General features: G+C 67.0%; 18 protein-coding genes. 8 read left to right on the top strand and 10 right to left on the bottom strand.

The window, feature by feature from the left end; translation table 11 throughout:
- Nucleotides 1-61: 61 nt before the first annotated feature.
- Together IPI67_29670 and IPI67_29665 are read right to left on the bottom strand one after the other, a co-directional pair.
- The gene (locus IPI67_29670) at nt 62-1,381 is read right to left on the bottom strand and encodes a hypothetical protein (GenBank protein MBK7584361.1); all 1,320 of its coding nucleotides are present in this window, start codon (nt 1,379-1,381) and stop codon (nt 62-64) included.
- On the bottom strand, nt 1,378-2,748 hold the full coding sequence (locus IPI67_29665; protein MBK7584360.1) for a hypothetical protein: 1,371 nt from the start codon (nt 2,746-2,748) through the stop codon (nt 1,378-1,380). Before IPI67_29665 ends, IPI67_29670 begins: the two co-directional genes overlap by 4 nt.
- Before the next feature lie 131 nt (nt 2,749-2,879).
- Here IPI67_29665 and IPI67_29660 point away from each other — a divergent pair, with 131 nt between their 5' ends.
- Genes IPI67_29660 through IPI67_29645 form a run of 4 tightly spaced genes read left to right on the top strand, consistent with a single transcriptional unit; the run spans nt 2,880 to nt 5,465 of the window.
- Nucleotides 2,880-3,545 (top strand): outer membrane beta-barrel domain-containing protein, encoded by a 666-nt coding sequence (locus tag IPI67_29660; protein ID MBK7584359.1) that lies wholly within the window; start codon nt 2,880-2,882, stop codon nt 3,543-3,545.
- A gap of 44 nt (nt 3,546-3,589) precedes the next feature.
- On the top strand, nt 3,590-4,333 hold the full coding sequence (gene gpmA, locus IPI67_29655; protein MBK7584358.1) for a 2,3-diphosphoglycerate-dependent phosphoglycerate mutase: 744 nt from the start codon (nt 3,590-3,592) through the stop codon (nt 4,331-4,333).
- Nucleotides 4,330-4,851 (top strand): GAF domain-containing protein, encoded by a 522-nt coding sequence (locus tag IPI67_29650; GenBank protein ID MBK7584357.1) that lies wholly within the window; start codon nt 4,330-4,332, stop codon nt 4,849-4,851. The genes gpmA and IPI67_29650 overlap by 4 nt, the downstream gene beginning before the upstream one ends.
- A gap of 53 nt (nt 4,852-4,904) precedes the next feature.
- Nucleotides 4,905-5,465, top strand: coding sequence for a hypothetical protein (locus tag IPI67_29645; protein ID MBK7584356.1), 561 nt, complete (start codon nt 4,905-4,907; stop codon nt 5,463-5,465).
- 84 nt (nt 5,466-5,549) lie between these two features.
- Here the strand turns inward: IPI67_29645 and IPI67_29640 are convergent, their stop codons facing one another.
- From IPI67_29640 to IPI67_29625, 4 genes are all read right to left on the bottom strand, one after another.
- Nucleotides 5,550-7,334 carry a DUF2330 domain-containing protein gene (locus IPI67_29640; protein ID MBK7584355.1) on the bottom strand — a complete coding sequence of 595 codons (1,785 nt, stop codon included), beginning with the start codon at nt 7,332-7,334 and terminating at the stop codon, nt 5,550-5,552.
- Between the two features lie 15 nt (nt 7,335-7,349).
- Nucleotides 7,350-9,113 (bottom strand): DUF2330 domain-containing protein, encoded by a 1,764-nt coding sequence (locus tag IPI67_29635; GenBank protein MBK7584354.1) that lies wholly within the window; start codon nt 9,111-9,113, stop codon nt 7,350-7,352.
- 136 nt (nt 9,114-9,249) lie between these two features.
- The gene (locus IPI67_29630) at nt 9,250-9,873 is read right to left on the bottom strand and encodes a hypothetical protein (protein MBK7584353.1); all 624 of its coding nucleotides are present in this window, start codon (nt 9,871-9,873) and stop codon (nt 9,250-9,252) included.
- Complete coding sequence (locus IPI67_29625; protein ID MBK7584352.1) at nt 9,873-10,865, bottom strand: hypothetical protein; 993 nt, start codon at nt 10,863-10,865, stop codon at nt 9,873-9,875. The genes IPI67_29630 and IPI67_29625 overlap by 1 nt, the downstream gene beginning before the upstream one ends.
- 281 nt (nt 10,866-11,146) lie before the next feature.
- Between IPI67_29625 and IPI67_29620 the strand changes: the two genes are divergently transcribed.
- Complete coding sequence (locus IPI67_29620) at nt 11,147-11,911, top strand: hypothetical protein (GenBank protein MBK7584351.1); 765 nt, start codon at nt 11,147-11,149, stop codon at nt 11,909-11,911.
- Nucleotides 11,911-14,127 carry a hypothetical protein gene (locus IPI67_29615; GenBank protein ID MBK7584350.1) on the top strand — a complete coding sequence of 739 codons (2,217 nt, stop codon included), beginning with the start codon at nt 11,911-11,913 and terminating at the stop codon, nt 14,125-14,127. Before IPI67_29620 ends, IPI67_29615 begins: the two co-directional genes overlap by 1 nt.
- 21 nt (nt 14,128-14,148) lie before the next feature.
- On the opposite strand, the gene IPI67_29610 is transcribed toward IPI67_29615, so the two are convergent.
- The 3 genes from IPI67_29610 to IPI67_29600 are packed head-to-tail and all read right to left on the bottom strand — an operon-like array spanning nt 14,149 to nt 16,928.
- Nucleotides 14,149-14,520 (bottom strand): hypothetical protein, encoded by a 372-nt coding sequence (locus IPI67_29610; GenBank protein MBK7584349.1) that lies wholly within the window; start codon nt 14,518-14,520, stop codon nt 14,149-14,151.
- Nucleotides 14,521-14,523: 3 nt separating this feature from the next.
- Nucleotides 14,524-15,921 carry a VWA domain-containing protein gene (locus tag IPI67_29605; GenBank protein MBK7584348.1) on the bottom strand — a complete coding sequence of 466 codons (1,398 nt, stop codon included), beginning with the start codon at nt 15,919-15,921 and terminating at the stop codon, nt 14,524-14,526.
- Between the two features lie 53 nt (nt 15,922-15,974).
- Nucleotides 15,975-16,928 (bottom strand): hypothetical protein, encoded by a 954-nt coding sequence (locus IPI67_29600; GenBank protein ID MBK7584347.1) that lies wholly within the window; start codon nt 16,926-16,928, stop codon nt 15,975-15,977.
- Between the two features lie 213 nt (nt 16,929-17,141).
- On the opposite strand from IPI67_29600, the gene IPI67_29595 reads away from it, so the two are divergent.
- Nucleotides 17,142-19,535, top strand: a complete 2,394-nt coding sequence (locus IPI67_29595; GenBank protein ID MBK7584346.1) for a hypothetical protein — start codon at nt 17,142-17,144, stop codon at nt 19,533-19,535.
- Between the two features lie 63 nt (nt 19,536-19,598).
- On the opposite strand, the gene IPI67_29590 is transcribed toward IPI67_29595, so the two are convergent.
- On the bottom strand, nt 19,599-20,669 hold the full coding sequence (locus IPI67_29590) for a radical SAM protein (GenBank protein ID MBK7584345.1): 1,071 nt from the start codon (nt 20,667-20,669) through the stop codon (nt 19,599-19,601).
- 146 nt (nt 20,670-20,815) lie between these two features.
- Here IPI67_29590 and IPI67_29585 point away from each other — a divergent pair, with 146 nt between their 5' ends.
- Nucleotides 20,816-21,223: a nuclear transport factor 2 family protein gene (locus tag IPI67_29585; GenBank protein ID MBK7584344.1), complete on the top strand. Its 408-nt coding sequence runs from the start codon at nt 20,816-20,818 to the stop codon at nt 21,221-21,223.
- Nucleotides 21,224-21,285: the final 62 nt, after the last annotated feature.

The raw sequence follows: 21,285 nt of genomic DNA, 5'->3' as shown, positions 1-21,285 counted from the left end.
TCCCCGTAGCGTCTGAACGAAGCAATTCGCACGGCGCTGCGGCTGAAATTCTGGGCTGTTGTCACTTGCGCCAGACGGCGCCCAGGTCGAACGCGGCGAGCTCGTGGAGGCCCGCCGCGTGGGCGCCCGTCGCCCGGAGCTGACCCACGACACCAACTGACAGGGTGGTGGTCACGTCGCGCGGGTTGCCCGAGCTCGTGAGCACGGGTTTGCGCGCCAGCGCCGGGTTCGCCGCGGTGAGCATGGCGAGCTGACCAGCCGCGCCGCCCGAGCCCACGGGACGTGCGAAGTCGAGCATGACCGCGAAGCGTCCGCGCTCACGCCGATACTCGACCTCGGTGCGTGGGCGCATGGCGACCCGAAGCTCGTGACCCGGCCGGGAAAGAATGGCTCCGAGCTCTTTCGCGATTTGCTCCAGGTGGGTTGCGCCCTCGGTGACGACGATCTCCGCGGCGTCGCCTCCCCAGGCTGCGTCGCCGCCGCGGCCTCCGCTGGCGTTCGTGATCCCGAGGTGAGCAAGCCGCCCAGTGGGTATCGCGTCCAGGAGTTTCTGCGCCACCCCGGGTGCGCCCCAGACTCCAGCGTCCTTGCCCGTCCGGAGCACGACGTAGCCGATGGCCCCCGCGTCGAACTTCACCGCGCCGGGCCGCGGCTTGTGCAAGAACTCTCCGAGCCAGCTGGCGTCGCTCTCGCCTGCCTCGAACGCGCGAAGTGCATCCGCCAGATCCGACGCTGCGCGGATCTCGATGCGGTCCAGGAAGGCCGCGCCGCGGGCCGCGTTCGGGTTGCGCCGAAGCACACAGCGATCGCGCCCGACCTCCGCCACAAAAGCCCCCGTTCCATCGGGTTTTGTCCGGGAAAATCCCCGGGGCAAGATCGAGAGTAGCGGGCTCGAGAGCTGCGTCGCGCAGAGAACTGGGTCGGGCTGCGAGAACAGGAATGCGAGGGAGTCTTTCGGATCCGGCGCGGGTTTGCCGAGCGCCGCGAGCAGACCAGCCCCACCCGTGCGCTCGGCTCGGTTGAGTGATGCGAGCACGTCGCGCACGTCGAGGGGAAGGCCGCGTCCGGAGAGGAGGTTGGGGCGGAGCACCACGCGTGTGCCGCCCTTCACGGCCTCCGGTAACTGCGCGGCCAGCGCCGGATACGGACGCCCGCTCGGGTCGAGCGCGAACAGCGGATCGGCGATGGCCGGTCCGAGCAGCGCCGACGCGCCGTCGTCGGCTGCGTGTGGATCGAGGATGTCGAGGGGCCAGGGCCAGCGCAGCTTGAGCACACCACCGTAGGGTTTGCGTCCGAGCGCGAAGGTCACGCCCGGCGCGATGAACGCCGAGGCCAGCGCTGCACCCGCTGCCAAGACGGCGCGACGGGTGGTTCCGATCAACGGATCACCCACAGCTCACCTGGGAGTGCGACCACGACCGGCGATAGACCCGCGCCTTCCGGAGGACAGACGGCCAGCGCCCGCACACCGCCCTTGACGGCGATGCGCATGCGCTCCACCAGCTTCGAGTCGTCCTGCCAGGTGTGAACGATCAGCGCGTCCCCGCCATCGTCCAGCGTGTCGGCGCTGGTGAGGATCTCCGGTTGGCCGTCACCGTCCAGATCCCCCACCGCGAGCTGTGCGCCTGCCCCCTCCAGCCTTGCCGTGTGACCCGCGTCGTCTCTCAAGAGCACGGTGCTCTCGTTGAACGCCCGCATCGCCCGCACCTTTCTGGCTTTCCCGTCGCGGCCGACGAGGTTCGCGCCGCCGAGCGCGTCGCTCGGTCGCTCCATCGGGCTCACGACGGGCGTCGAGTCGCCGACGACACAAGCGTCGATTTCTGGGCGCACACTCGTACCCTGGATCTTCGCGCAACCGCCGCCGGGCCATGGCAGGCGCCGCCCCAGCTTGCCTCTTGCAGCGAAGCTCGCGTCGAGCCGCACGGCGTCGAGGCGGTCGGAGAGCCCAACGTCCACCCAGCGGCCGGGCTCGATCCAGGCGCTGCCGATCGGCTCTCGCAGAGGGGAACGCGACAGGGGTGAAAGCTGCGCCCACGTCGCGGTGGCCGACGCGACGAAGCGGCCAGCGCGCACCCGACCGAGCTGCACGCGACTGCGCCCGACGAGCACCAGCTCGAGCGATCCATCGCCGTTCACATCGCCACAGGCCACAGCGACCGGGCTCTGCTCTCCGCTGGTCGCCTTGTCGGTGCGCTTCGCGACCAAGGGCACTGGTGGCAAGAAGGTGCGCAGCTCGGCGTCGAGTCGCCGGCTCGCAAAGGCGTGTGCGCGTGGGTTCGGTTCGGGATCTCGCACGCGATCCCAGAAGCTCTTGGGAACGGGATAGACGTCGACCGTCAAGCGCAGCTCGCCGCCCCGGATCTCGGGCACCAGATGGACCAAGGTGCCGGCCTGGGACGCCAGCGTGCGCGCGCGCGCGAGGGTTGCGGCTTCGCTGCTGCTCTTCAGGCCGAGGGCCCCCGCGAGCACACTCGTGAGCCGAGTCGTGAAGGCATTGGCGTCGAGCAGCTTGGTGTCCGTCGTCAGCGGGGCGGATACCACCAGGGCGCCCGCGGGCAGCTTGGTGAGCGCCCGGCCCACCTCACACGCAAGCTCCGAGAGCGCGCCCTGCCGGCCGCTCGAACAGTCCTTGGTCGCCTCGGGCGCGGGTGGGGCCCCGGCGGTCGCCCCGGGCTGAGTGTTCCCAGGGCGCGCAGAAAGCGCGATCGCGGCCAGCACGGCCAATTGGACCGGGGTCTTCTTCGGCATCGCCTGTCCTCGGGCCCGGAGGGGGCCGGCTCGGCTCCCCCAAAAACGGGGCCGCCCCAGCATAAACGAGCCGCGCCAGCGCCATCCTATGATATCGGTGTCTCGGCTTGGCCCCCCGACTTCTGCTGATAATGGCCCTTTCGGCCAGCCTGCTCGTGGTGCTCGTCCCGTCGCGGGCGGAGGCGCAGTGCGTCGACGAGGCCCTCAAGGAGCAGCTCATCGGCAAGCGGGCCTACCGTGGCGTGGTTCCCCGGCTGTTCAAGAAGGCGCTCCGCCACGAGCTCTCTCCGATGGGTGGCTGGTACGCAGCCGACCTCGCGGACGGCGCGCCGGTGTACGGCGGCGCGTACACCTTCCACTTCTCCGAGGACCTCGGGCTCGAGGCCTCGTACTTCCGCACGCGACAGAAGTACGGGTTGCTTCAGGCCATCATCGATCGCCAGCAGGGGCTCGTGCAGTTTCAGGAGTCACCCGAGGAAGACGTGCAGCTCTTCCTGGGTCACCTGATCTGGTCCATGGCCTACGGCAAGGTGCGCTGGTTCGGCGGCGCCATTCACCGCTTCGACTTCTACTTGTCGCTCGGCGGCGGTGCGACCGATACGAGTGAGACCGGCGGCCTCGGCCTGACGGGCTCCGGCGGCTTCGGGCTCAAGTTCTATCTCGCCCAGTGGCTGGCGTTCCGGCTCGACGCGCGGGATCACGTCCGTAACCACCGCGCGCCGTTCGGTGTCGAGAAGATCGTCAATGACGTCTCGCTGATGGGCGGGCTCAGCGTGTTTCTTCCCTTCAGCAGTTGAACGCGAGCGTCTGGGCTCTCCGCAGGGGCCTGAGAGGAGTGGTGATGAAGAGTCTCGTCCTTTTGCGACACGGGCAGAGCCAGTGGAACAAAGAGAATCGCTTCACCGGTTGGGTGGACGTGCCGCTCAGCCCCGAGGGGGTCCTCGAGGCCGAAAACGCCGGCAAGTTGCTGCGCGCACAAGGGCTCGTCTTCGATCGGGCGTACACCTCGTACCTCAAGCGGGCGATCAAGACCCTGTGGCTCACGCTCGAAGGCCTCGATCAGATGTACATCCCCGTGCACAAGACCTGGCGCCTCAACGAGCGCATGTATGGCGGGCTCCAGGGGCTCAACAAGCTCGAGACCGTGCAGAAACACGGTGAGGCCCAGGTGAAGATCTGGCGGCGGAGTTACGACGTTCCTCCGCCGGCGATGGAGGCCGACAACCCTGGGTTTCCGGGCAAGGATCCGCGCTACGCCGGGCTACGCAAAGAGGAGATCCCCGCCACGGAGTGTCTGAAGGACACCGTCGAGCGATTTCTGCCGTACTGGGAGTCCGAAATTGCGCCGGCGCTCCGGCGAGGTGAGCGGGTGATCATCGCGGCGCATGGCAACAGTCTTCGGGCGCTGGTCAAACACCTCGATGGCATCAGCGAGACCGACATCGTGGAGCTGAACATTCCGACTGGGATCCCGCTGGTCTACGAGCTCGACGACGACTTGAAGCCGATCAAGAGCCGCTACCTCGGTGACCCAGAGGCCGCGGCCAAGGCGGCGGCGGCCGTTGCCGCGCAGCTCAAGGCATGAGCGGCAAGCGCGAGCCGCTCGCGTTGGCGGCAACCCCCGCTGAGCGTGAGGGGCGCTACCGGGAGGTGTTCCTGACGGTGCTCTCGCTGCTCGAGGGCGAGGACGACTGGGTCGCGGCGATGGCCACGACCGTCGCCGAGCTGCATGGGGCCTTCGCGTACTTCGCCTGGACGGGGGTGTACCGCCTGGTTCGCCCCGACCTGTTGGTGATTGGTCCCTATCAAGGCGGGCACGGCTGTCTCCGCATCAGCATCGACCGAGGCGTCTGCGGCGCGGCGGTGCGAACGCGCAGCAGTCAGCTGGTCCCCGACGTGTGTGCTTTTCACGATCACATCGCCTGCTCGACCACGACGCGCTCGGAGCTCGTCGTGCCGATCATCACGCCGAACGGCCGCATGCTGGGTGTGCTCGACGTGGACTCGGATGACCCCGCGGCCTTCACCGAGGTCGACCAAGAGCACCTCGAAGAATTGTGCCGGGAGCTGGGTGCCCGATTCGAAGGCACCCCGACCCTCTGACGAATGCGGAGAACGCACGGCGTGCGTCCGGCGCGGTGCGGTATGCTCTCCGCGTGGTGAATGCTCAGGTGCCCAGCGTTTCCGGCGCGCTCGCCTGCGGCCTCAGGGATGTCGCGGCGGAGTTGGTCGGCGATCAGGCGGTGATCGAGCGCGCGCTCGCGCGGCTCTCCGAGGAAGCGCGGACCCGGTACTCCACGGCGACGGCCATCGAGTGGATGCCCATCGACGTGATGGAGGCGGCGTTCACCGAGATCGCCGGGGAGATCGGCAGTGACGTGGCAACCTTCCACGAGCGCGTCGCGAACATCAGCATCGAGCGGACGCTGCGTACGGTCTGGCGATTGCTCCTCCGGCTGACCAGCGACCGGGCGCTGGTTTCCCGCACGCCGAGTGTGTTCGCCCGCTCCTACAACCGCGGACGGCTGGTCGCCGCGATCCCCGAGCCCGGGCGCGGTGAGATCAGCTTGCTGGACTGGCCCGGGGCGCCGGCCTGGCCGATCCGGGCCACGCGCATCGGCATCGCGACGGTGTTGCGCGTCGCGGGGCGAAATGACGTGCGCGTCGACGTCGGCACCACTCCGACTGGCGCCCGGTACATTGCGACCTGGCGGTAGCTTCCGAGCTCGGACGGCACGCACCCATCCGCATCGGCCGTGCGTGGCTCGGCGAGCCGCCGTGGCACCGCGTTCAGCCCGCGCTCATCCGCGGCGGCGCCGGCGCAGCAGCCCGAGCAGCCCGATGCCACCGATCACGACCGCACCGGTCAGCGGAGAGCTCGTTGTCACGCCGCAGCCCCCGCCACCGGCAGGCTCCATCTTTGCCGAGCCGGAGCTTCCGCCCGAGCCACCCGAGCCGCTCGACCCGCTCGACCCGCTCGAGCCACCCGAGCCATTGGCTCCGCTGCCGCCCGAGCCGTCGCTCGGCGGCCAACCCTGTTTCTGGTTCCACTCCGTCAGCAGGGCATCGATCTTCTTGGTGTTGTCCACCAACGTGATCTTCGTCCCGCCGACCGGGTACTCCTCGATCTCTTCGACCCAGGGCATCAGGCTGTCCCAGGGTGGCCACGCCAGGCCGTCGAGGGCGACCTCGCGCGAGTCGGGCAAGATCATGCCGCGCTGTCCACTGCACGTGATGCGTTGCACGGCGGTCTGAATCGGCGCAACCGGAGGCTCACCGGGAGCAGGACGGAAGATCGGATCCTCGGTCATCTCGGACGGCGAGATCGTGGTGAACAGCCGGGTCAGGTACGGCCACTTCGCGAGCAGCGCCTTCGCGTGCACGGCCGGGTCGATGATGCGCAGCTTGAAGGCCGCGGCGAACTCGGCCGCGTTCCACTTGGTGGTGTCGATCTGCGCCTGGTAACAGCTCAAGCAAGTGTAGAAGTCGTCCTCCTTCACGCCCGTCGGCACCGGCAGATACTGATGCAACAGGCTCGAGACGAGGGGGTGCTGGTAGATACAGGCATTGCCCGTCGAGCAGTACGCGAGCCCCTGTTTGTTGAGCTCGTCGACCACTTTTTCAGGTAAAATGGTCTGAAACGGGAGCTGGTTCCAGGTCGCGCTCCACACCCCAAAGGTCTGGATGATGTTGCTGGCCCCCGCGTACTCGGTGACGAACGCCTTGCCATTTGCGATCGCGCTGTCGGCGGCGTGGCTCACCGCCTGGGTGTAGTTGTCGACGAATCCGGGCCAGTTCAGCCGCGCCGGATTCAGCGTGACGTGTTTGTAGTTTGCCGGAACGACGCGATCATCACCCAGGAAGAACGCCCGCACTCCCATGTCCTCGGTTGCAGCGACCCGCGTCAGCTTGAGCGGCACACACGGTTCGTTGCCCGGATACTTGAAGACGAGGGGATGGATCTCGTCGAGGCCGGCGCCCGCGGTGAGCTTGACCGCAACGAAGACGTACTTCTTGTCGGCGTACTCCTGGAGCACCGGCGTGGCGCCGGGGATGGTCTGGTAGTTGTTCGTGTTGAGCCAGCTGACGACCTCGACCGCGGTGCCGCCCTTGAGCACCACGACCTCGAAGGCGCCCACGGTCTTTTCGAACACGACCTGCGGCCCGCCGCCGCCGGCACCGGCTGCGCCGCCACTGCCGCCGGAGGAGGTCTGACCGCCGAAACCGAGACCGCCGCCGGCGCCGTTCGGTCCGCAGCTGTCGAACTGCGACTGGAAGCCATAGGTCGGGACCGTGCCCTGCAAGAGGCGCGTGAACAGCGGCTGCGAGCCCACGGTCACGTCCGGCACCTCGGGCATCGGCACGACCCACGCAAAGCGGTCGGCCGAGCCCTGGTACTGGATCTGCACGTGCGCCTCGACGCTGGTGCCATCCAGCGCGAACAGGATGTTCTCGCCCGATTGATCCACCGGCATCGCCTGCGGCCCGCTGTCGCAGAACGTCCCTCCGCAGGCGTCTGCTGCCCGGGGCCCCAGCGCTGCTACGGCAGTTAGACACGCCAACAATCGTCGAGACGTCGCTCTCATGGTTCCCCCCCGTGCTCAGCTGCGGCGGCGGCGCCGGCGCAACAGTCCCAGGCTACCCGCAGCCAGTGCAAACAGGGAAGCGGTGAGTGGGCTCTGTCCGCCCACGGCACAGCTGGGCACGGCGCCCGCCGTCTCGAGCACGTCGCCGGTGTCCTTCACGCCGCCCTTGGTGGCGCCGGTCTCGCAGGTGCCCTTGTTCTTGGCGTTCCAAGAGCTGAGCTGCTCGGCGATCTTGTGCTTGTTGTCGACGAGGGTGATCTTGTCACCGTTCAGCGGAAACTCCTCGATCTGATCGGCCCACGGCATGTTGCTGTCCCACAGCGGCCAGGTTCCGGTCTGCTTGTCGAGGGCGACGTTGACGTCGTCGGCGAGCTCCATCGTCGTCGTGCCGCAGCAGTTGGTGTGGCGCAGTCCGATCGCCCCGGGCTGCACCGGATCGAGCCCGGGCTGCGAGTGGAACTCCGGATCCTCGTTCATTTCCGAGGGTGAGATGGTGGTGAAGAGGCGCGTCAGGTAGGGCCACTTCGAGGTGATGTCCGCGGCGTGTTTCGCCGGGTCCTGGATGCGGAGCTTGAAGTCCGCCGCGAACTCCGTGGCGTTCCACTTGGTGACGTCGATCTTGTCCGCGTACAGCTTGAGGGAGCCGTAGAACTCGGCCGGGGAGAGACCCGCCGGCACCGGCAGGTACTGGGACAGCAGCGGTTTGACCAGCGGGTGACTGTACTGACAGTCGTTCTCCGGGTTGTAGCCGCCGCCATAGCAGTAGGCGAGCCCCATGTTGCCGAGCGCGTCGATCACGGACGTCGGGTCGATGGTCTCGAATACCGTCGAATTCCAGCCCGGGTTGTAGAAGGAGAACTGGCTCACCACGTTGCTCTGCCCTGCGTACTCGGTCACGAAGGCCTTGCCGTTCGCCACCGGGCTATCGACGGCGCGGGACACCGCCTGTTTGTAGTTCTGCCCCATGGTCGACCAGTCGAGCCGCGCCGGGTTGATGGTGACGTGCTTGTAGTTCGTCGGCACGACGCGGTCGTCGCCCAGGAAGAAGGTGCGCACGCCCATGTCCTCGGTCGCCGCCACCGCGGTCAACTTCAGTGGCACGCAGGGCTCGGTGCCCTCGTAGCGGAACACCAGCGGGTGGATCTCGTTGCTGTTGGCGCCCGCCGTCAGCTTGATGGCCACGAAGACGTAGTTCTTGTCCACGTAGTCCTTGAGAATCGGGGCGGAATTCGGCGCGTTCTGGTAGCTGTTGTCGCTGAGCCACTTGCTGACCTCGTCCGCCGTGCCGCCCTGAAGCACCACGACCTCGAAGGCGCCCACGGTCTTCTCGTACACGACCTGGGGTCCTCCGCCGCCGCCCCCGGCCGCGCCGCCGCTTCCGCCCGCGCTCGCGCCGCCCGCGCCGAAGTTTCCGGCCGAGTCCTTGTTGCCCGACAGATCCTCGCAGACATCGGTCTGCTGGGTGAAGCCGTAGCTCGGCACCGTGCCCTGGAGCAGCGCATTGAACAGCAAGGCGGAGCCGACCTGCACGTCCGGCACCTTTGGCATCGGCACGATCCACGCGAAGCGTTCCGCAGCTCCTTCGTACTGGATCTGCACGTGCGCTTCGACGGTCTTGCCGTCCATCACGAAGAGCACGTTCTCTCCGGATTGATCGACGGGCATCGCCGAGGGACCGGAGTCACAGAACGTTCCACCGCAGGCCTGGGCGGGCTGACTCTTGGCTGCGATCATCAGGGCCAGGGCTGTCCCGGCGATGGCGAGGTGGCTACGGCGCATGGGTCGATGTCCTTCTCGGGCCCTCCCTCTGATGTGGAGCCCGTGAGCGAACATACTGCAACGACAGTGCCAGGCCAGCGGCTAGTGATTTCCGTCAGTTGCACCCGTTGGGCACGGCACAGCCTGGCACATTGGCTCAGCCGTTGGTCGGGCTGGCGCACTTGCCGGGCACGTAGTCTGGCCCGCACTCGCACGTGCAGTAGTCCCTCGCAGGGCCCGCTTCCGATGGGCAGCGGGGGACGACGCCGAGACTGGTCGTGCCTTCGGAGAAGTCGCCATAGAGCTCGATGACCTGCACCTCGAGCAGCAGCTTCGCGCCGTCGATCCCGCGCCCGTCGTCCGCGGGGCAGAGGGGCACGTGAGCCATGTTGTACATGTTGGTCGGGTCTGGCTGCATCAGGCCGGGTGCGCCTTCCACCGGCACCATCGGCGCGGTGCGCGTTGCCTCGACGATGACCGTCTGGGTGTCCGGGTCCCGCGCACGGACGACGAGCTTTGCGGTGTCGGTCCCGAAGCCGCCGACCCGCGCGCCGATGCGGGACCAGTGCCCGCCCTGCGGCGCGCCCCACAGTTCGATCGGATCCCCCTCGTGCAGGAGCAACGAGCCGCTGCCCTCGGCAATGTAGAGGTATGGCTCCACGGTCAGCGGTGCGCCCCCCGCGCTGCCGCCTGACCCGCCGGTCCCGGGCGAAGGGCTCTCGTTACTGCACCCGAGCACGCCCGCCGCCGTGAACACGACGATGGCGAGCGCGGACCTCATCAGAAGCAGTTCTTGTCGGTGGCGCCCTTCGGCCAGTAGTAGACGAAAGAGTTGCAGTGCTCCTGGTACTCAACGAAGCCCCCGAAGGTGAAACAGCAGTCGTCGTTGGGATCCCCGCACTCGTTGGCCAGAGCCGAGAAGTCACACGTCCAGCTGATGCCACCGCCCTGCACGATGGGCACGGCCATGTCCTTGGTGAACGGCGGATCGTCCCAGACGTTGCTCTCGTAGAACTGAGTCCCCTTGCCATTGGTGGGATCCCAGGCATTGATGGTGAACTTCTGACCGCGACTATGGAAGTGCCCGTTGGCCGCGTTGACGGTCACTGGCCCGTCCGGCGCGATCTTGCAGGTGGCCTCGAAGGTCTTGTCCTTGTCGCCGGGGCAAACGCGGATGTTCTGGTTGGTGGCGAAGGACGTCCCCATTTCGTGCTCCACGTTCGCCTCTTCGGCGCCGTAGAAATTCACGACGACCTTGCCGCGAGTCGGGGTCTTCTGGGTGTTGGCGTTCACGTAGTGGCTCTGCAGCATGATCTTCTCGCCCGGCTCGAATTTGAGCGCGACGCCATCGGGGAGATTCCAGTCTTCCGTCTCGCCGCCCGACTGCGAGTTGGTGACCAAGGGCCAGTCGGACCAGTTGCCGCTGTTCCAGCACTCGCCGCCCTTGACCACATCGCCCGAGTTGCCGTCGAGTGGTTTCTTGCTCTTCACCCGGAACACGTTCATGTGGTGCGTGCCCTGGTTCTGAGCCAGCGTGATGCGATTCACGAAGACCGGTTTGTCGCCCGGCACCTCGAAGAAATAGCAGTCTTGCAGCTCCTCGCCGGACGCGACGTCGAAGGGCCCAGTGGTCCACTGCCAGCCGGTGCCGCCGGGCTCGGGCAGAGTGACGTCCTTCTTCTGCGTCTCGCCGCCGTCATCGCCGCCACAACCCACCAAGCCCAAGGCGCTAGCCAGCACCACGACACAGCTCCGCATCAATCGATGTTTCATGGTTCCCCGATCAGCTCCCAGCAATCAGCATACCAGACGAAAAGCTTCGAACAACTCGGGGGCTCGCTCGCTGGTTGGCACGGGCTGACACACGGGCACGTGCCCGTGTGTCGCGACTCGCGGACGGCGGGCAAATCTCCGGCGGACGTCGCGGCCGTGTCCGCCCGAGTGGACGGGACCCGACCCGGGCCCCGCCCGGTGTCTGCCACAAAGCCCTTGGATCACTGCGCTTTTCGGCCGGCGCGGGGGCCCCGCCCGCGTGATAACCTCGGAACCCGCTCATGCGCCAGAAAGCCCTGCTCGTTTCGGTCGCTTCGTTCATCGTGCTCTTTGCGCTCGTCGCGCTCGCGCAGCCCAAGAAGGGCGCTGCGCCGCCGAAAGAGCCGGACAAGAAGGCGGCCGACAAGGACGACAAAGACAAGAAGGAGCCCAAGGACAAACCCGAGGACCAGCCCGCCGTTCCGCCTGGCGCGAGCGCAGCCGATCTGGGTGAGCCGCCGCCAAAGCGGGCGGAAGGCCCTGACGAAAAGACCAAACCCTCACCGCTCACTCCGCGCGCCAACGAGTTTCCCGATGGCGGAACTCAGCCGGCGCCGGCGGAGTACGACCGACTTCTCGGCGACATCGCGGCGCTTCGCAGCCGCGTGGCCGCGCTCACGACGACGCTCTTCAAGAGCAAGCTCAAGGTCCTGGTGGAGACCGACGGAGACAACGCGCGCATCAGCAAGTTCGTCGTGACGCTCGACGACGGCGTGGTGTACGTCGCCGGCGATCGCTTCAGTGCCGACGACGAGAAGCCCGTCTACGAGCACGCCGTTGCGCCCGGGCATCACGTGCTCGGGGTCGAGATCGAGCGGGTGGACGCCCGTGGCCGCGAGTACAAGACCTGGCAGAGCACGAAGATGAGTATCGTGGTTCCAGAGAGCAAGACGGTGCAGGTTCAGGTCGAGCTCGAGGACGACTCCGACATGGCCGTGGACTTCCCGGACGATCAGGACGGCACGTACGAGCTCAACGTCAAGCTGCGCGCGAAGGTGGCGGATTGATGTTTCGGCGCCTGGCCTGGGTTTCGTGTCTTGTCCTGTCCTCCGCCCTTGCGGCTCCGGCAGGCGCACAAACCAAGGGAAAACCCGCGAAACCGGCAGGGGATAACCCTTATGGAGACGAGCCCGCCACGCCCGAGCCCAAAAAGGCTGGCGCAAAGAAGACCGGCGGCAAGAAGGACGACGCGAAGAAGGACGAGTCCAAGCCGGAAGACACCAAGAAGGAAGACGCCAAGAAGGACGGGGAGTCCAAGGCCGACGCGTCTGGCGAGACGGCTGCGAAGCCGGCCGAAGGCGAAGCGGGCGCAGCGGCAGAGGGCGGCGATGCTGCGGCAGAGCTGCCACCGAGCGTAGGCAAACCCGACACCCGCTCCGAGGGCATGCAGGCGTACCAGAAGGCGCTCGCGAAGCGGCAGCTCGCGGCCACCGCGCCGCTCAGCACGCAACGTCTTCGGGACGAGCTCGGGCCCATCGAAGAGAAGCTCGTCAACGGCCGCCGGGACGAGGCCATCGGCGACCTGGTGTACCTGGTCGAGCAGCCACGCTTTCTCCCATTCGCCACCAGCGCCGAGGGGCGCGCGGCGGTGTTCTTGCTCGGCGACGCGCTCGGTCGTGCGGGTGCGTACGAGCTCGCGCGGGGTTATCTCCTGCGCCTGCTCACCGGCGACGCGAAGGAGACCAACTACCGTCGCGCCGCGCGCAGCATGGTCGAGATCGGGCTCGAGAGTGAGCAGCTCGACGTGTTCCTGAAAGATCTGTCGCAGGTGCCGACGTCCGCTCCCGAAGAGCTGCGCGGCGACATTGCGTACCTGAAGGGGCGCGCGCTCGAGCGCAAGAAGGACAGGACTGGCGCTCTGGCTGCGTACGCGCAGGTCTCGCCGAAGTCCCGCTTCTGGGCTCAGGCGACCTACCTCTCGGGGGTGATCGAGGTCGAGCGCGGACAGCTGAAGAAGGGCGAGAACCTCTTCTGCAAGGTCGCCGACCCCAAACGCACGCCCAAGAAAGCCCCGCTCTTCGGCGGTAGCGACTTCTTTCGAGTGCGCGATCTCGCGCGGCTGGGCCTGGGTCGGGTTGCCCACGAGCAGTACCGCTTCGACGACGCGCGTTACTACTACTACCTGGTGCCGAAGGACTCCGATCGCCTGCCGGAGGCGCTCTACGAGGCCTCGACGACGCGCTACGAAGCCAAGGACTACGAGGGCGCACGTGAGGTGATGAGCGAGCTTCGGGCGATGAAGCTGAACCACCCGTACGAGGACGAGGCCTGGATCCTCGATGCGTACATCGATCTTGCGACGTGCAAGTTCTTCCGTGCCGACGCCAAGCTGCGCGAGTTCTTGAAGCGCTACGACCCAGTTCGCGATGCGGCGCGTCGGGTCTCGAAGGAAGACACCGCGGTCAAACGCCTGGTCGAGACCGTGCGCGAGGGCTCGGATCCGGCCACGGCAAACCTGGGGATCGACGCGGCGGTGGCGCGCACGCTCGGCGCACTGATGCGCATCGACAGCGGCTACGGCACTGCGTCGCGCCGGCTCGGCCAGCTCGACATTCAGCTCTCGGGTCTGCGCGGTGCGATGAACGATCTGGACGAAGCGGCGCGCAAGCTCGCGACACCAAAAGGGGTGCGCCCGCAGGCAGCCGGCCCCATCGGTGACTCGATTCCGGACAAGATCGAGCGAATCGAGGCGCAGATCGCCGAGGTCCGACGCTTGATGCGGGAGGCCGAGCGCACCAGCTCGAACAAAGCCGGGCTCGACGAGCTGAAGAAACAGCTCGAGGCACTCGAGCTCCGGGCGCGGGCCGGGCGCTCCGCCGTCTCGCCGGCGTCGGCCGCGGTCATGAAGGCCACGACCGATGTGGACTTGATGGGAGTGATCCAGAAGGACCGCGAGCGCGCGACGCAGCTCTACGCGGACGCCTCGAAGACGCGCGCGAAGGTCGAGACCCAGCAAATTGCGCTGGCAAAAGATGCCTTGGTGCGGCTCGACCGGCGGTTGTCGCGGCTCTTGCGCCGCGCGCGCCTCGGCCGCATCGAGACCGTGCTCGGCGAGAAACGCTCCCTCGAGGTCGAGGTCGAGGCCTTGTCACAGGGCCTCCTGCCGCAGACCATCGTCGACTCCCTCAGAGCCGAGCGCTGGCTGGGTGATGACGAGGAGTACTGGCCCTTCGACGGTGAGGACTGGGAAGACGAGTACGTTGGCGGCGAAGGCCTGCGCTGACCTCCGGCGTTCGCGCCGCGCTCAGTCCGAGCCTTCGTTCGCGTCCGTTGCGTCGGCGATGTCCGCGTCGAGCTCGGGTCCAGTCCCGGCGTAGCCTCCGGCGGGCGCGCTGAGACACGGCCCCGGCGCGCCAGCGTAGCCGGCGTAGCCTCCGGCGGGCATGCCGAGACAGGGTTCGGGTGTGCCGCCGCTGCCGCCGCTGCCGCCCGGGGGCGGAGACAGACAGGGCTGGGGCGTGCCGCCGCTGCCGCCGACGGAGGCGTCGCCCTTGTCTTTTTCGGTATCACCACCGCAGTTGGCGGTCGACACCACGAGCCCTGCGCTGGCGAGCGCCGCCGCGACGAAGCGCGCGCGCCGGGAGAGAATGGCCTTTTTTGCGTCGTCTTCGGACATCGCTCACTTGATGATCTGGGTGCAGCCCGAGAAGATCTCGACCTTGGCGTCTTTGGCCTTCGACAGATCCTCACACGCCTTGCCGATCAGCTCGATCTGTTTCTCGCCCTTGAAATCCCAGCACGGGCTGGTTGCGCAGGTGTCGGTCGGATCCGAGCGCTTCGGCAGGGTGTCCGTCTTGCCTTCGAGCGTCAGGTTCACGTTGGTCTTGTTCTTGTCGACGACCTCACCCGGGGGCGGCGTCGGAATGTCGAACACACAACCCAGCGCCTTGCCGCGGATCTGCTCGATGGCCGTTGCCAGCTGATCGGCGTTGAAGTTGCCGGCCTTCGACAGGTCGAAATGGCAGGCTTTGGTCGGCGCTGCCCCGGTTGGCGTGAACTTCGCCGTCTTGTCGCAGTCGGCCGGCACGGAGCTCGGCGCTCCCGTCACGGCGTAGGTGCTCAGCGCCAGGAGCATGTTGTACGGCGCCGTCGCATACGTGCCCTGCATGGCCCCGGTGCTGTCCGAGCCCGGCACCCCGACGATGAACGTGAAGATCGGCTTCTGCGGGTCGTCGTAGTTTTGTTTGATCAGCGCGTTCACGCTGTCGGGGTACTCCCAGTCGTTGCAGGCTCCGTCGGTGTAGCCGGGCCGCACCGGGTTCGAGACCGAGGTACACGAGAACCCACCGTCGGTGATCAGCACCATGATGCGCCGGTCGATGTTCTGCCCTCTGAGCGCGGTGTATCCGGCCGTCATTGCGTCGTAGATCGGAGACGCATCCGACGGGTCGGTGACCGGGCCGTTGCTCGGGCTGGCCAGGTAATCGTAGATCTGCTTGCGCACCCCACCCTGGTTGCTCTTCTGGGTGGTCGAGTCGCTGATCTGTACCTGCGGCAGGAAGGAAACCCCGCAGGCGATGCCGGTCGGGAACGCGAGGGCCTTGCAGGTTGCGATGTCGCAGCCGCCGAGGGGCGCGCAGGCGTAGTCACACAGGCACTTGGGCGGGTCGGTGAAGGTCGCGGGGAAGCGCACCAGGCCGAGCGAGGTGTTGTCGAAAGCGTCCTTGTCGATGGCCGCGATGGTGGCGGCCTGGGCGTTTCCCCACTTTGCGCTCTGCGCCATGCTGGCGCTGCCGTCGACCACGAACAGCATCGCCGCGGAGGCCTGTTTGGCCTCTTGGCTGTACTTCGCACAGGAGGCGTCCGGGTCGAGTCCACCGCCGCCGCCTGAGCCGCCGCCGCTGACGAGACCACCCGTAGCGGCCGAGCCATCCGGGCCTCCAGAGCCTCCGACGTTGGTGCCACCCGAGCCGCCGTTCGACGCGCCGGGGCCGCCGCTGTCGGAGGCCGCGCACGCAGCGGGGAGCAAAGCGCCAAGCAGAAGTGTCACCCCAAGACCAAGCACCAAGGACCGCATGAACAGGCCTCCCGAAAGCCAAAGCCTAACACGCCGCTCGCGGCACGGCGCGTTCAGCGTTCCGCGACGTTTTTCTCGGTCAGTCGCCATTCGTCGTGGCGTTTCTCGAACTCCGCGTGCCCGACGACCCCTTCGACCGGGAAGCGAAACTCGATGCGGGTCTTCGTCTGGCTCGACGAGAGCTTGGTGAACTCGAAGAAGGGGAGCTTCTTCTTCTCGGCCAGGCCGCGGTCGACGTATACGACCTTCGACCCAAAGAGGGTCAGCGGTGGAGTGCCGCTCACCAGCTCGTTCTGGAGCACGTTGAGCGGGTCTCGACCCGGCAGATCTCGGTGCCAGAAAGGCGCGAGCACGTCCAGATCGATCACCTGTTGCAGCAGCTTGGCCTTTTCTTCGGCGGAGATCGGCACGGGTTTGCCGTCGTCCAGCAGCATTTCACAGGTGTCGTCGAGGCGGGTGCCTGCTTTCGCGATCCTCAACTGAATGAAGTCGCCCATGCCCCAGCCCACACGGACGCCGCTCTGCTCACACTCCATGAACTCCCCGCCGGTGCGCGGTGGCGCGGGTTTGCAGTCCGAGAACAGCGCCAGCAGCTGCTCTCGCGCAATGCTGCGCTCGATCTTCTTGCCCGCGAACGTCAAACAGTCAGGGGCCTGTCGCAGATCGTCGAGCCAGATGTCGACGACCTTGCCACCGCAGAGCTCGACGTGGAATGGACCGACTTCGACGAACTCGGTGGCCTCGTGTTTCGACGTCGGCTTGACCGGTAAGCCATGCTGTTCGAGCTCGGCGCGACTCTCTCCGATGCGCAGGGGTCCCAGGGAGATGCCGGGTCTGAGCTCGAGGGGGCACTGGCCTTTCATCGGGGCAACAGCCGCGCTTGGAGTCGCGGCGTCCGGGCGTGAGGCATTGGCACCGGCAGGTCCTGATTCTGAAGGCGTGGGTTTGGTGCAGGCTCCAGCCAGCAGGGTCAGCCACAAGAAGCGGCGCGGAGGGGTGAGGGTCATGTCGATCTTTTCGGGAATGAACCGAGCGTGTGCAGCTCGTTCGAGGTGCGTTGGGTTTGTAACTTGGACGGACGTAGACCGCGAAAGTTGTGGAGTTGACGCGCCGCGCGTCACCAATGTCAGGGAAGCACTCACATGGGGTGGGTAGAAAAACGCACTGGGGTATCGACGCGTGTTTGATACGCTTCGGTGCTGGGGAACCGGAGGTCGGCGATGAAGCAGCTCGTGAAGTGGCTTGGCTTGTTCAGCTCGGTGCTTTGGGCCAGCGTGGCGATGAACGCCTGCGGCGGTGACGACGGTGCGGGCTCATCCGGCACCGGCGGAAAAGAGGACGCGGGAGGCGACGCCGGCTCGGGCGGTTCTTCGGCAACCGGGGGCACCGGTGGGACCGGCAACACGGGCGCGACCGGCGGCACCGGGGCGACGGACGGCGGTGGCTGCACGGGCGTCGAGATCGAGTGCGGCGGCGCGTGCGTCGACCCGAGCAGCAACAACACCCACTGCGGCGCCTGCGACAACGCCTGCTCCGGCGGCAGCGCCTGCGAGAACGGGGCGTGCGCCTGCGCGACCGGTGAGCTGTGCGGCGGGGCGTGTGTCGACACCCAGACCAGCCCGCAGAACTGCGGAGCGTGCGGTACCGCTTGCACGGCGGCGCAGGTCTGCTCCGCGGGTACCTGCAGCTCCAACTGCACGACCGGGCAGACGGCCTGCAGCGGCGCGTGCGTCGACACCCAGACGGACAACGCAAACTGCGGCGCGTGTGGCACCGCTTGCACCGGAGGTAGCTCGTGCGCTGCGGGCCAGTGCGGCTGCGGAACCGGTCAGACGTACTGCAACGGCGCCTGCGTCAACACCCAGACGGACAGCGCGAACTGCGGCGCGTGTGGCACCGCTTGCACCGGCGGGCAGGCCTGTGCAGCCGGGAAATGCGCCTGCGCCACAGGGCAGACGACCTGCAACAACCAGTGCACGAACACCCAGACCGACGCCGCGAACTGCGGGACGTGCGGGACGGTGTGCACCACGGGGCAGGTGTGCTCTGCCGGCCAGTGTTCGGCGAACTGCACCGGCGGCACCACCAAATGCGGAAACTCGTGCGTGAACCTGCAGACCGACACCGCCAACTGCGGAACGTGCACGAACGCCTGCGCCGCCGGGCAGAGCTGCACGACCGGCAATTGCACCTGTCCGAACGCCGGCACGCTCTGCAGCGGTGCTTGTGTCAACACCCAGACCAGCAACGCCAACTGCGGAAGCTGCGGCAAGACCTGCACCGGCGGCACGACCTGCAGTGCGGGAACCTGCAGCTGTCCCAGCGGGCAGTCCGCCTGCAACAACACCTGCGTCAACATGCAGACGGACAACAACAACTGCGGCGTCTGCGCCAAGGTTTGCCCGTCGGGCTCCACCTGTCAGACCGGCGCGTGTGTCTGTGGTTCTGGTCAGACTCTGTGCGGGAACGCCTGCGTGAACGCCCAGACGGACAACAACAACTGCGGGATCTGCGGCACGGTCTGCAGCGGCGGGGCCATCTGCACCGCGGGCAAGTGCGTCAAGACGGCGGTCTGCGGGGACGGCACGATCGACACCGGAGAGGACTGCGACGACGGCAACAAGTCGAACCTCGACGGCTGCGACTCCGTCTGCAAGTACGAGATGTTCACTCGGCTCTACGACGCCAAGATCTTCAAGGGCAACGCGCCGAGTTTCTGCACGTACACGGCCAACCGGCTCGGGCAGGCGCTCACCAACACCGCGGTCGGGCAGCTGAACACCGCGCTTCAGACCGGCATCGACGACGGCAGCACCAACATCATGGTCCAGGCCATGGGCCTCGATGATCTCAAGGGCGACAACGATCCGGCCCTGGAGCTCGGCATCGTGACGGGCATCTTGGACCCGGCCAAGGGCACCTGGCCCGGCAACGGCGCGGCGTCGCTCGACTGGTGGTTCAAGCTGGACGCGGCCCAGGTCGACGCCAACGGTCTCCCGACCGGAAGGCTCACCAACGGCGCGCTGGCCGCCACCGTGATCACCGCGGGGCCGAGCCAGGTGAACCTCACGCTGCTCTTGTCGGGTAGCCCCGCCGTGTTGCAGATGCGCGACGCCAAGGTCCGCGGCGTCACCGCGGGCACCGACAGCAAACCCTCCGCTCCACCGACGAACCTGGCGGCGGGGCTCGTCACCTTCCCCGAGGTCACGGCGAACCAGACGGGCCAGGGGCTCTGCGGAGCGATCACCGTCGACTCCCTCGCCAAGATCCCGATCCCCGAGGCCCTGACCACCGGTGCCGGTGCCTGTCAGAACTGTGGCGGCTCGAAGAAGTACACGTATTGCGGCACCGGGCAGCCGGTGGGGGCGACCTGCAACTCGCTGCTCGACGCGCTGGTCGGCGGCTGCAAGGTGAACTTCATCGCCTCGTGTGCGGTCACCGTCATCAACTCGACGCAGCCGGACGTTCCGAAGTCGGGCGGCTCGCTGACCCCGCTGGCGACCGCGGGGACCTACAACAAGGTGCCCGGAGGCAACACCACCGGGAACCAGGACGCCTACTCGTCGCACCTCACGTTCCGCGCGCGCCGAGCCCACGCCACCGGCAAACAGTGAGCTCGTAGGGGCTCGGGCCGCGGCAACGCGGCCGGCGTCACTCGGCAAAGATCGGGCTGAAGCTCACTCCGCGGGCGCGTCTTTGCTCTGCGCGTCGCGATAGTTGCCGGCCGCTGCGGCCGCCGCGTGTTTCTTCGTGAGCTGAACCAGTCCGTCGGCGGTCGTGCCCTCGCCACGCGGGGCCTTGCGACCGTTGGGGCGATGGCGCGCCATGTACGTGCAGTACTCGATGCCGGTCCGTGCCGCTTCGAGCGCCGACAGGCCGTGAAAGCCCGGCCAGAAGTTGTTGCAGGTGCCGCAGGGATCGATCTCACGGCGCTTGCCGCTCTTGTGCATGTGTCGGTACTTCACGGCCGACGGGTGGTTGAACGCTTCGAGCACGCTCATCTCGTTCAGATCCGCCCAGCCGTATTGGCCGTCCTGGTCCATGCAGCAAAGGGTGACCCGGCCGCTCGCGAGGATGTCCAGGCGGGCGACGTGCTCGCAGCCGTAGCTGGGCACCGGCAGCCCGCTGTTGATGTCGCCTTTGTAGTTGAACAGACCCACGATGAAGCACTGCACGCCGCGCTCTTTGCAGTAACGAACGAAGTCGTCCTGTTCCTGGAGGGTCGTGTCCCCCAGGCGGGTCATGCGGAACGTGATCTTGTTTGCCACCCGACTGCGGCGCGAGGGCTCGGTGAGGTAGGCCAGGTTGTCGAGGGTCCGCTGCAGGGGAATGCCCATCACCTGGCGATACTTGTCTTTGTCGAGCGTGTTCACGCTGACGTACAGGTGATCGATGCCCATGCCGAGCATCGCGTCGATCTTCTTCGGCGCCATGCCGTAGCCGTTGGTGTAGAGGCGCAGCTTGGTGTCGGGCAGGCGGCGGCGGATCAGCTCTAGCCGCTCCAGGATCTTGGGGTCCGAGAACGGATCACCCTGCAAGAACGGCTCGATGGCTGGGAGCGGAAACTCTCGGCACTCTTCGACGATCTTCTCGAACAGCGCCTGCTCCATCGGGCCCTTGTCACGCGCGAGGGCGTTGTTCGGGCAGAACACGCACTTCGCGTTGCAGTGGTTGGTGGTCTCGATCGAGACCATCCGCGGGTATTCGAGGGAGCCCGGCTTGCCGAACATGGCGACGGAAAGTGACACAACGTTACCCTCACGAGCAAGCTAGCGGCACATGCGTCCAAGCGGATGCGAACCAATTCGCGGCGTTGCATCGCTCGCCCGGCTGGTGAAAAAGCGGGTGATCCGGGTTGGTCCGTCGTTCGTAGGTACACGACGGAGGGTTCTTCATGAGTGATCATCTGGCAACGGTTTCGACGATCTATTCGGCGTTCGGCAAGGGGGACGTACCAGCGATCTTGGCCCACGTGGCCGACGACGTGCGCTGGGAGGACTTTGCCGACAACAGCGCTCACAAGGCCCGTGTCCCCTACCTGATCAAGCGCACTGGCAAGGCGGGTGTCGGGGAGTTCTTCAAGGCGGTGGGTGCGATGAAGATCACCGAGTTCCAGGTGCTCGGGCTGATGGCGGGGGGCAACAAGGTCGTCGCCGAGATTGCGATCTCGGTCGAGACCCCCGGCGGGCTGATGCGCGACGAGGAGCTCCACCTGTGGACCTTCGACGCGGCCGGCAAGGTGTCGAACTTCAGACACTACGTGGACACGGCGAAGCACATCGCGGCAGCAAAACAGGCGTGAACGCGTGTCCGCTGCTCCGGCGCCAGCGCGCGCCGTCGGGTGCAAGCAAAGGTCGTCACCTA

The organism is Myxococcales bacterium (assembly GCA_016706225.1).
Classification (GTDB): Bacteria; Myxococcota_A; Polyangia; order Polyangiales; family Polyangiaceae; genus JADJKB01.
This window is presented reverse-complemented; position numbering and strand designations above follow the sequence as displayed.

Coding starts and splice junctions, on each gene's coding strand:
- IPI67_29635 (MBK7584354.1), bottom strand. CDS start 9,113: ATGCGCCGTAGCCACCTCGCCATCGCCGGGACAGCCCTGGCCCTGATG.
- IPI67_29620 (MBK7584351.1), top strand. CDS start 11,147: ATGCGCCAGAAAGCCCTGCTCGTTTCGGTCGCTTCGTTCATCGTGCTC.
- IPI67_29610 (MBK7584349.1), bottom strand. CDS start 14,520: ATGTCCGAAGACGACGCAAAAAAGGCCATTCTCTCCCGGCGCGCGCGC.
- IPI67_29615 (MBK7584350.1), top strand. CDS start 11,911: ATGTTTCGGCGCCTGGCCTGGGTTTCGTGTCTTGTCCTGTCCTCCGCC.
- IPI67_29595 (MBK7584346.1), top strand. CDS start 17,142: ATGAAGCAGCTCGTGAAGTGGCTTGGCTTGTTCAGCTCGGTGCTTTGG.
- IPI67_29650 (MBK7584357.1), top strand. CDS start 4,330: ATGAGCGGCAAGCGCGAGCCGCTCGCGTTGGCGGCAACCCCCGCTGAG.
- IPI67_29665 (MBK7584360.1), bottom strand. CDS start 2,748: ATGCCGAAGAAGACCCCGGTCCAATTGGCCGTGCTGGCCGCGATCGCG.
- IPI67_29660 (MBK7584359.1), top strand. CDS start 2,880: ATGGCCCTTTCGGCCAGCCTGCTCGTGGTGCTCGTCCCGTCGCGGGCG.
- IPI67_29640 (MBK7584355.1), bottom strand. CDS start 7,334: ATGAGAGCGACGTCTCGACGATTGTTGGCGTGTCTAACTGCCGTAGCA.
- IPI67_29625 (MBK7584352.1), bottom strand. CDS start 10,865: ATGAAACATCGATTGATGCGGAGCTGTGTCGTGGTGCTGGCTAGCGCC.
- IPI67_29630 (MBK7584353.1), bottom strand. CDS start 9,873: ATGAGGTCCGCGCTCGCCATCGTCGTGTTCACGGCGGCGGGCGTGCTC.
- IPI67_29585 (MBK7584344.1), top strand. CDS start 20,816: ATGAGTGATCATCTGGCAACGGTTTCGACGATCTATTCGGCGTTCGGC.
- gpmA (MBK7584358.1), top strand. CDS start 3,590: ATGAAGAGTCTCGTCCTTTTGCGACACGGGCAGAGCCAGTGGAACAAA.
- IPI67_29605 (MBK7584348.1), bottom strand. CDS start 15,921: ATGCGGTCCTTGGTGCTTGGTCTTGGGGTGACACTTCTGCTTGGCGCT.
- IPI67_29600 (MBK7584347.1), bottom strand. CDS start 16,928: ATGACCCTCACCCCTCCGCGCCGCTTCTTGTGGCTGACCCTGCTGGCT.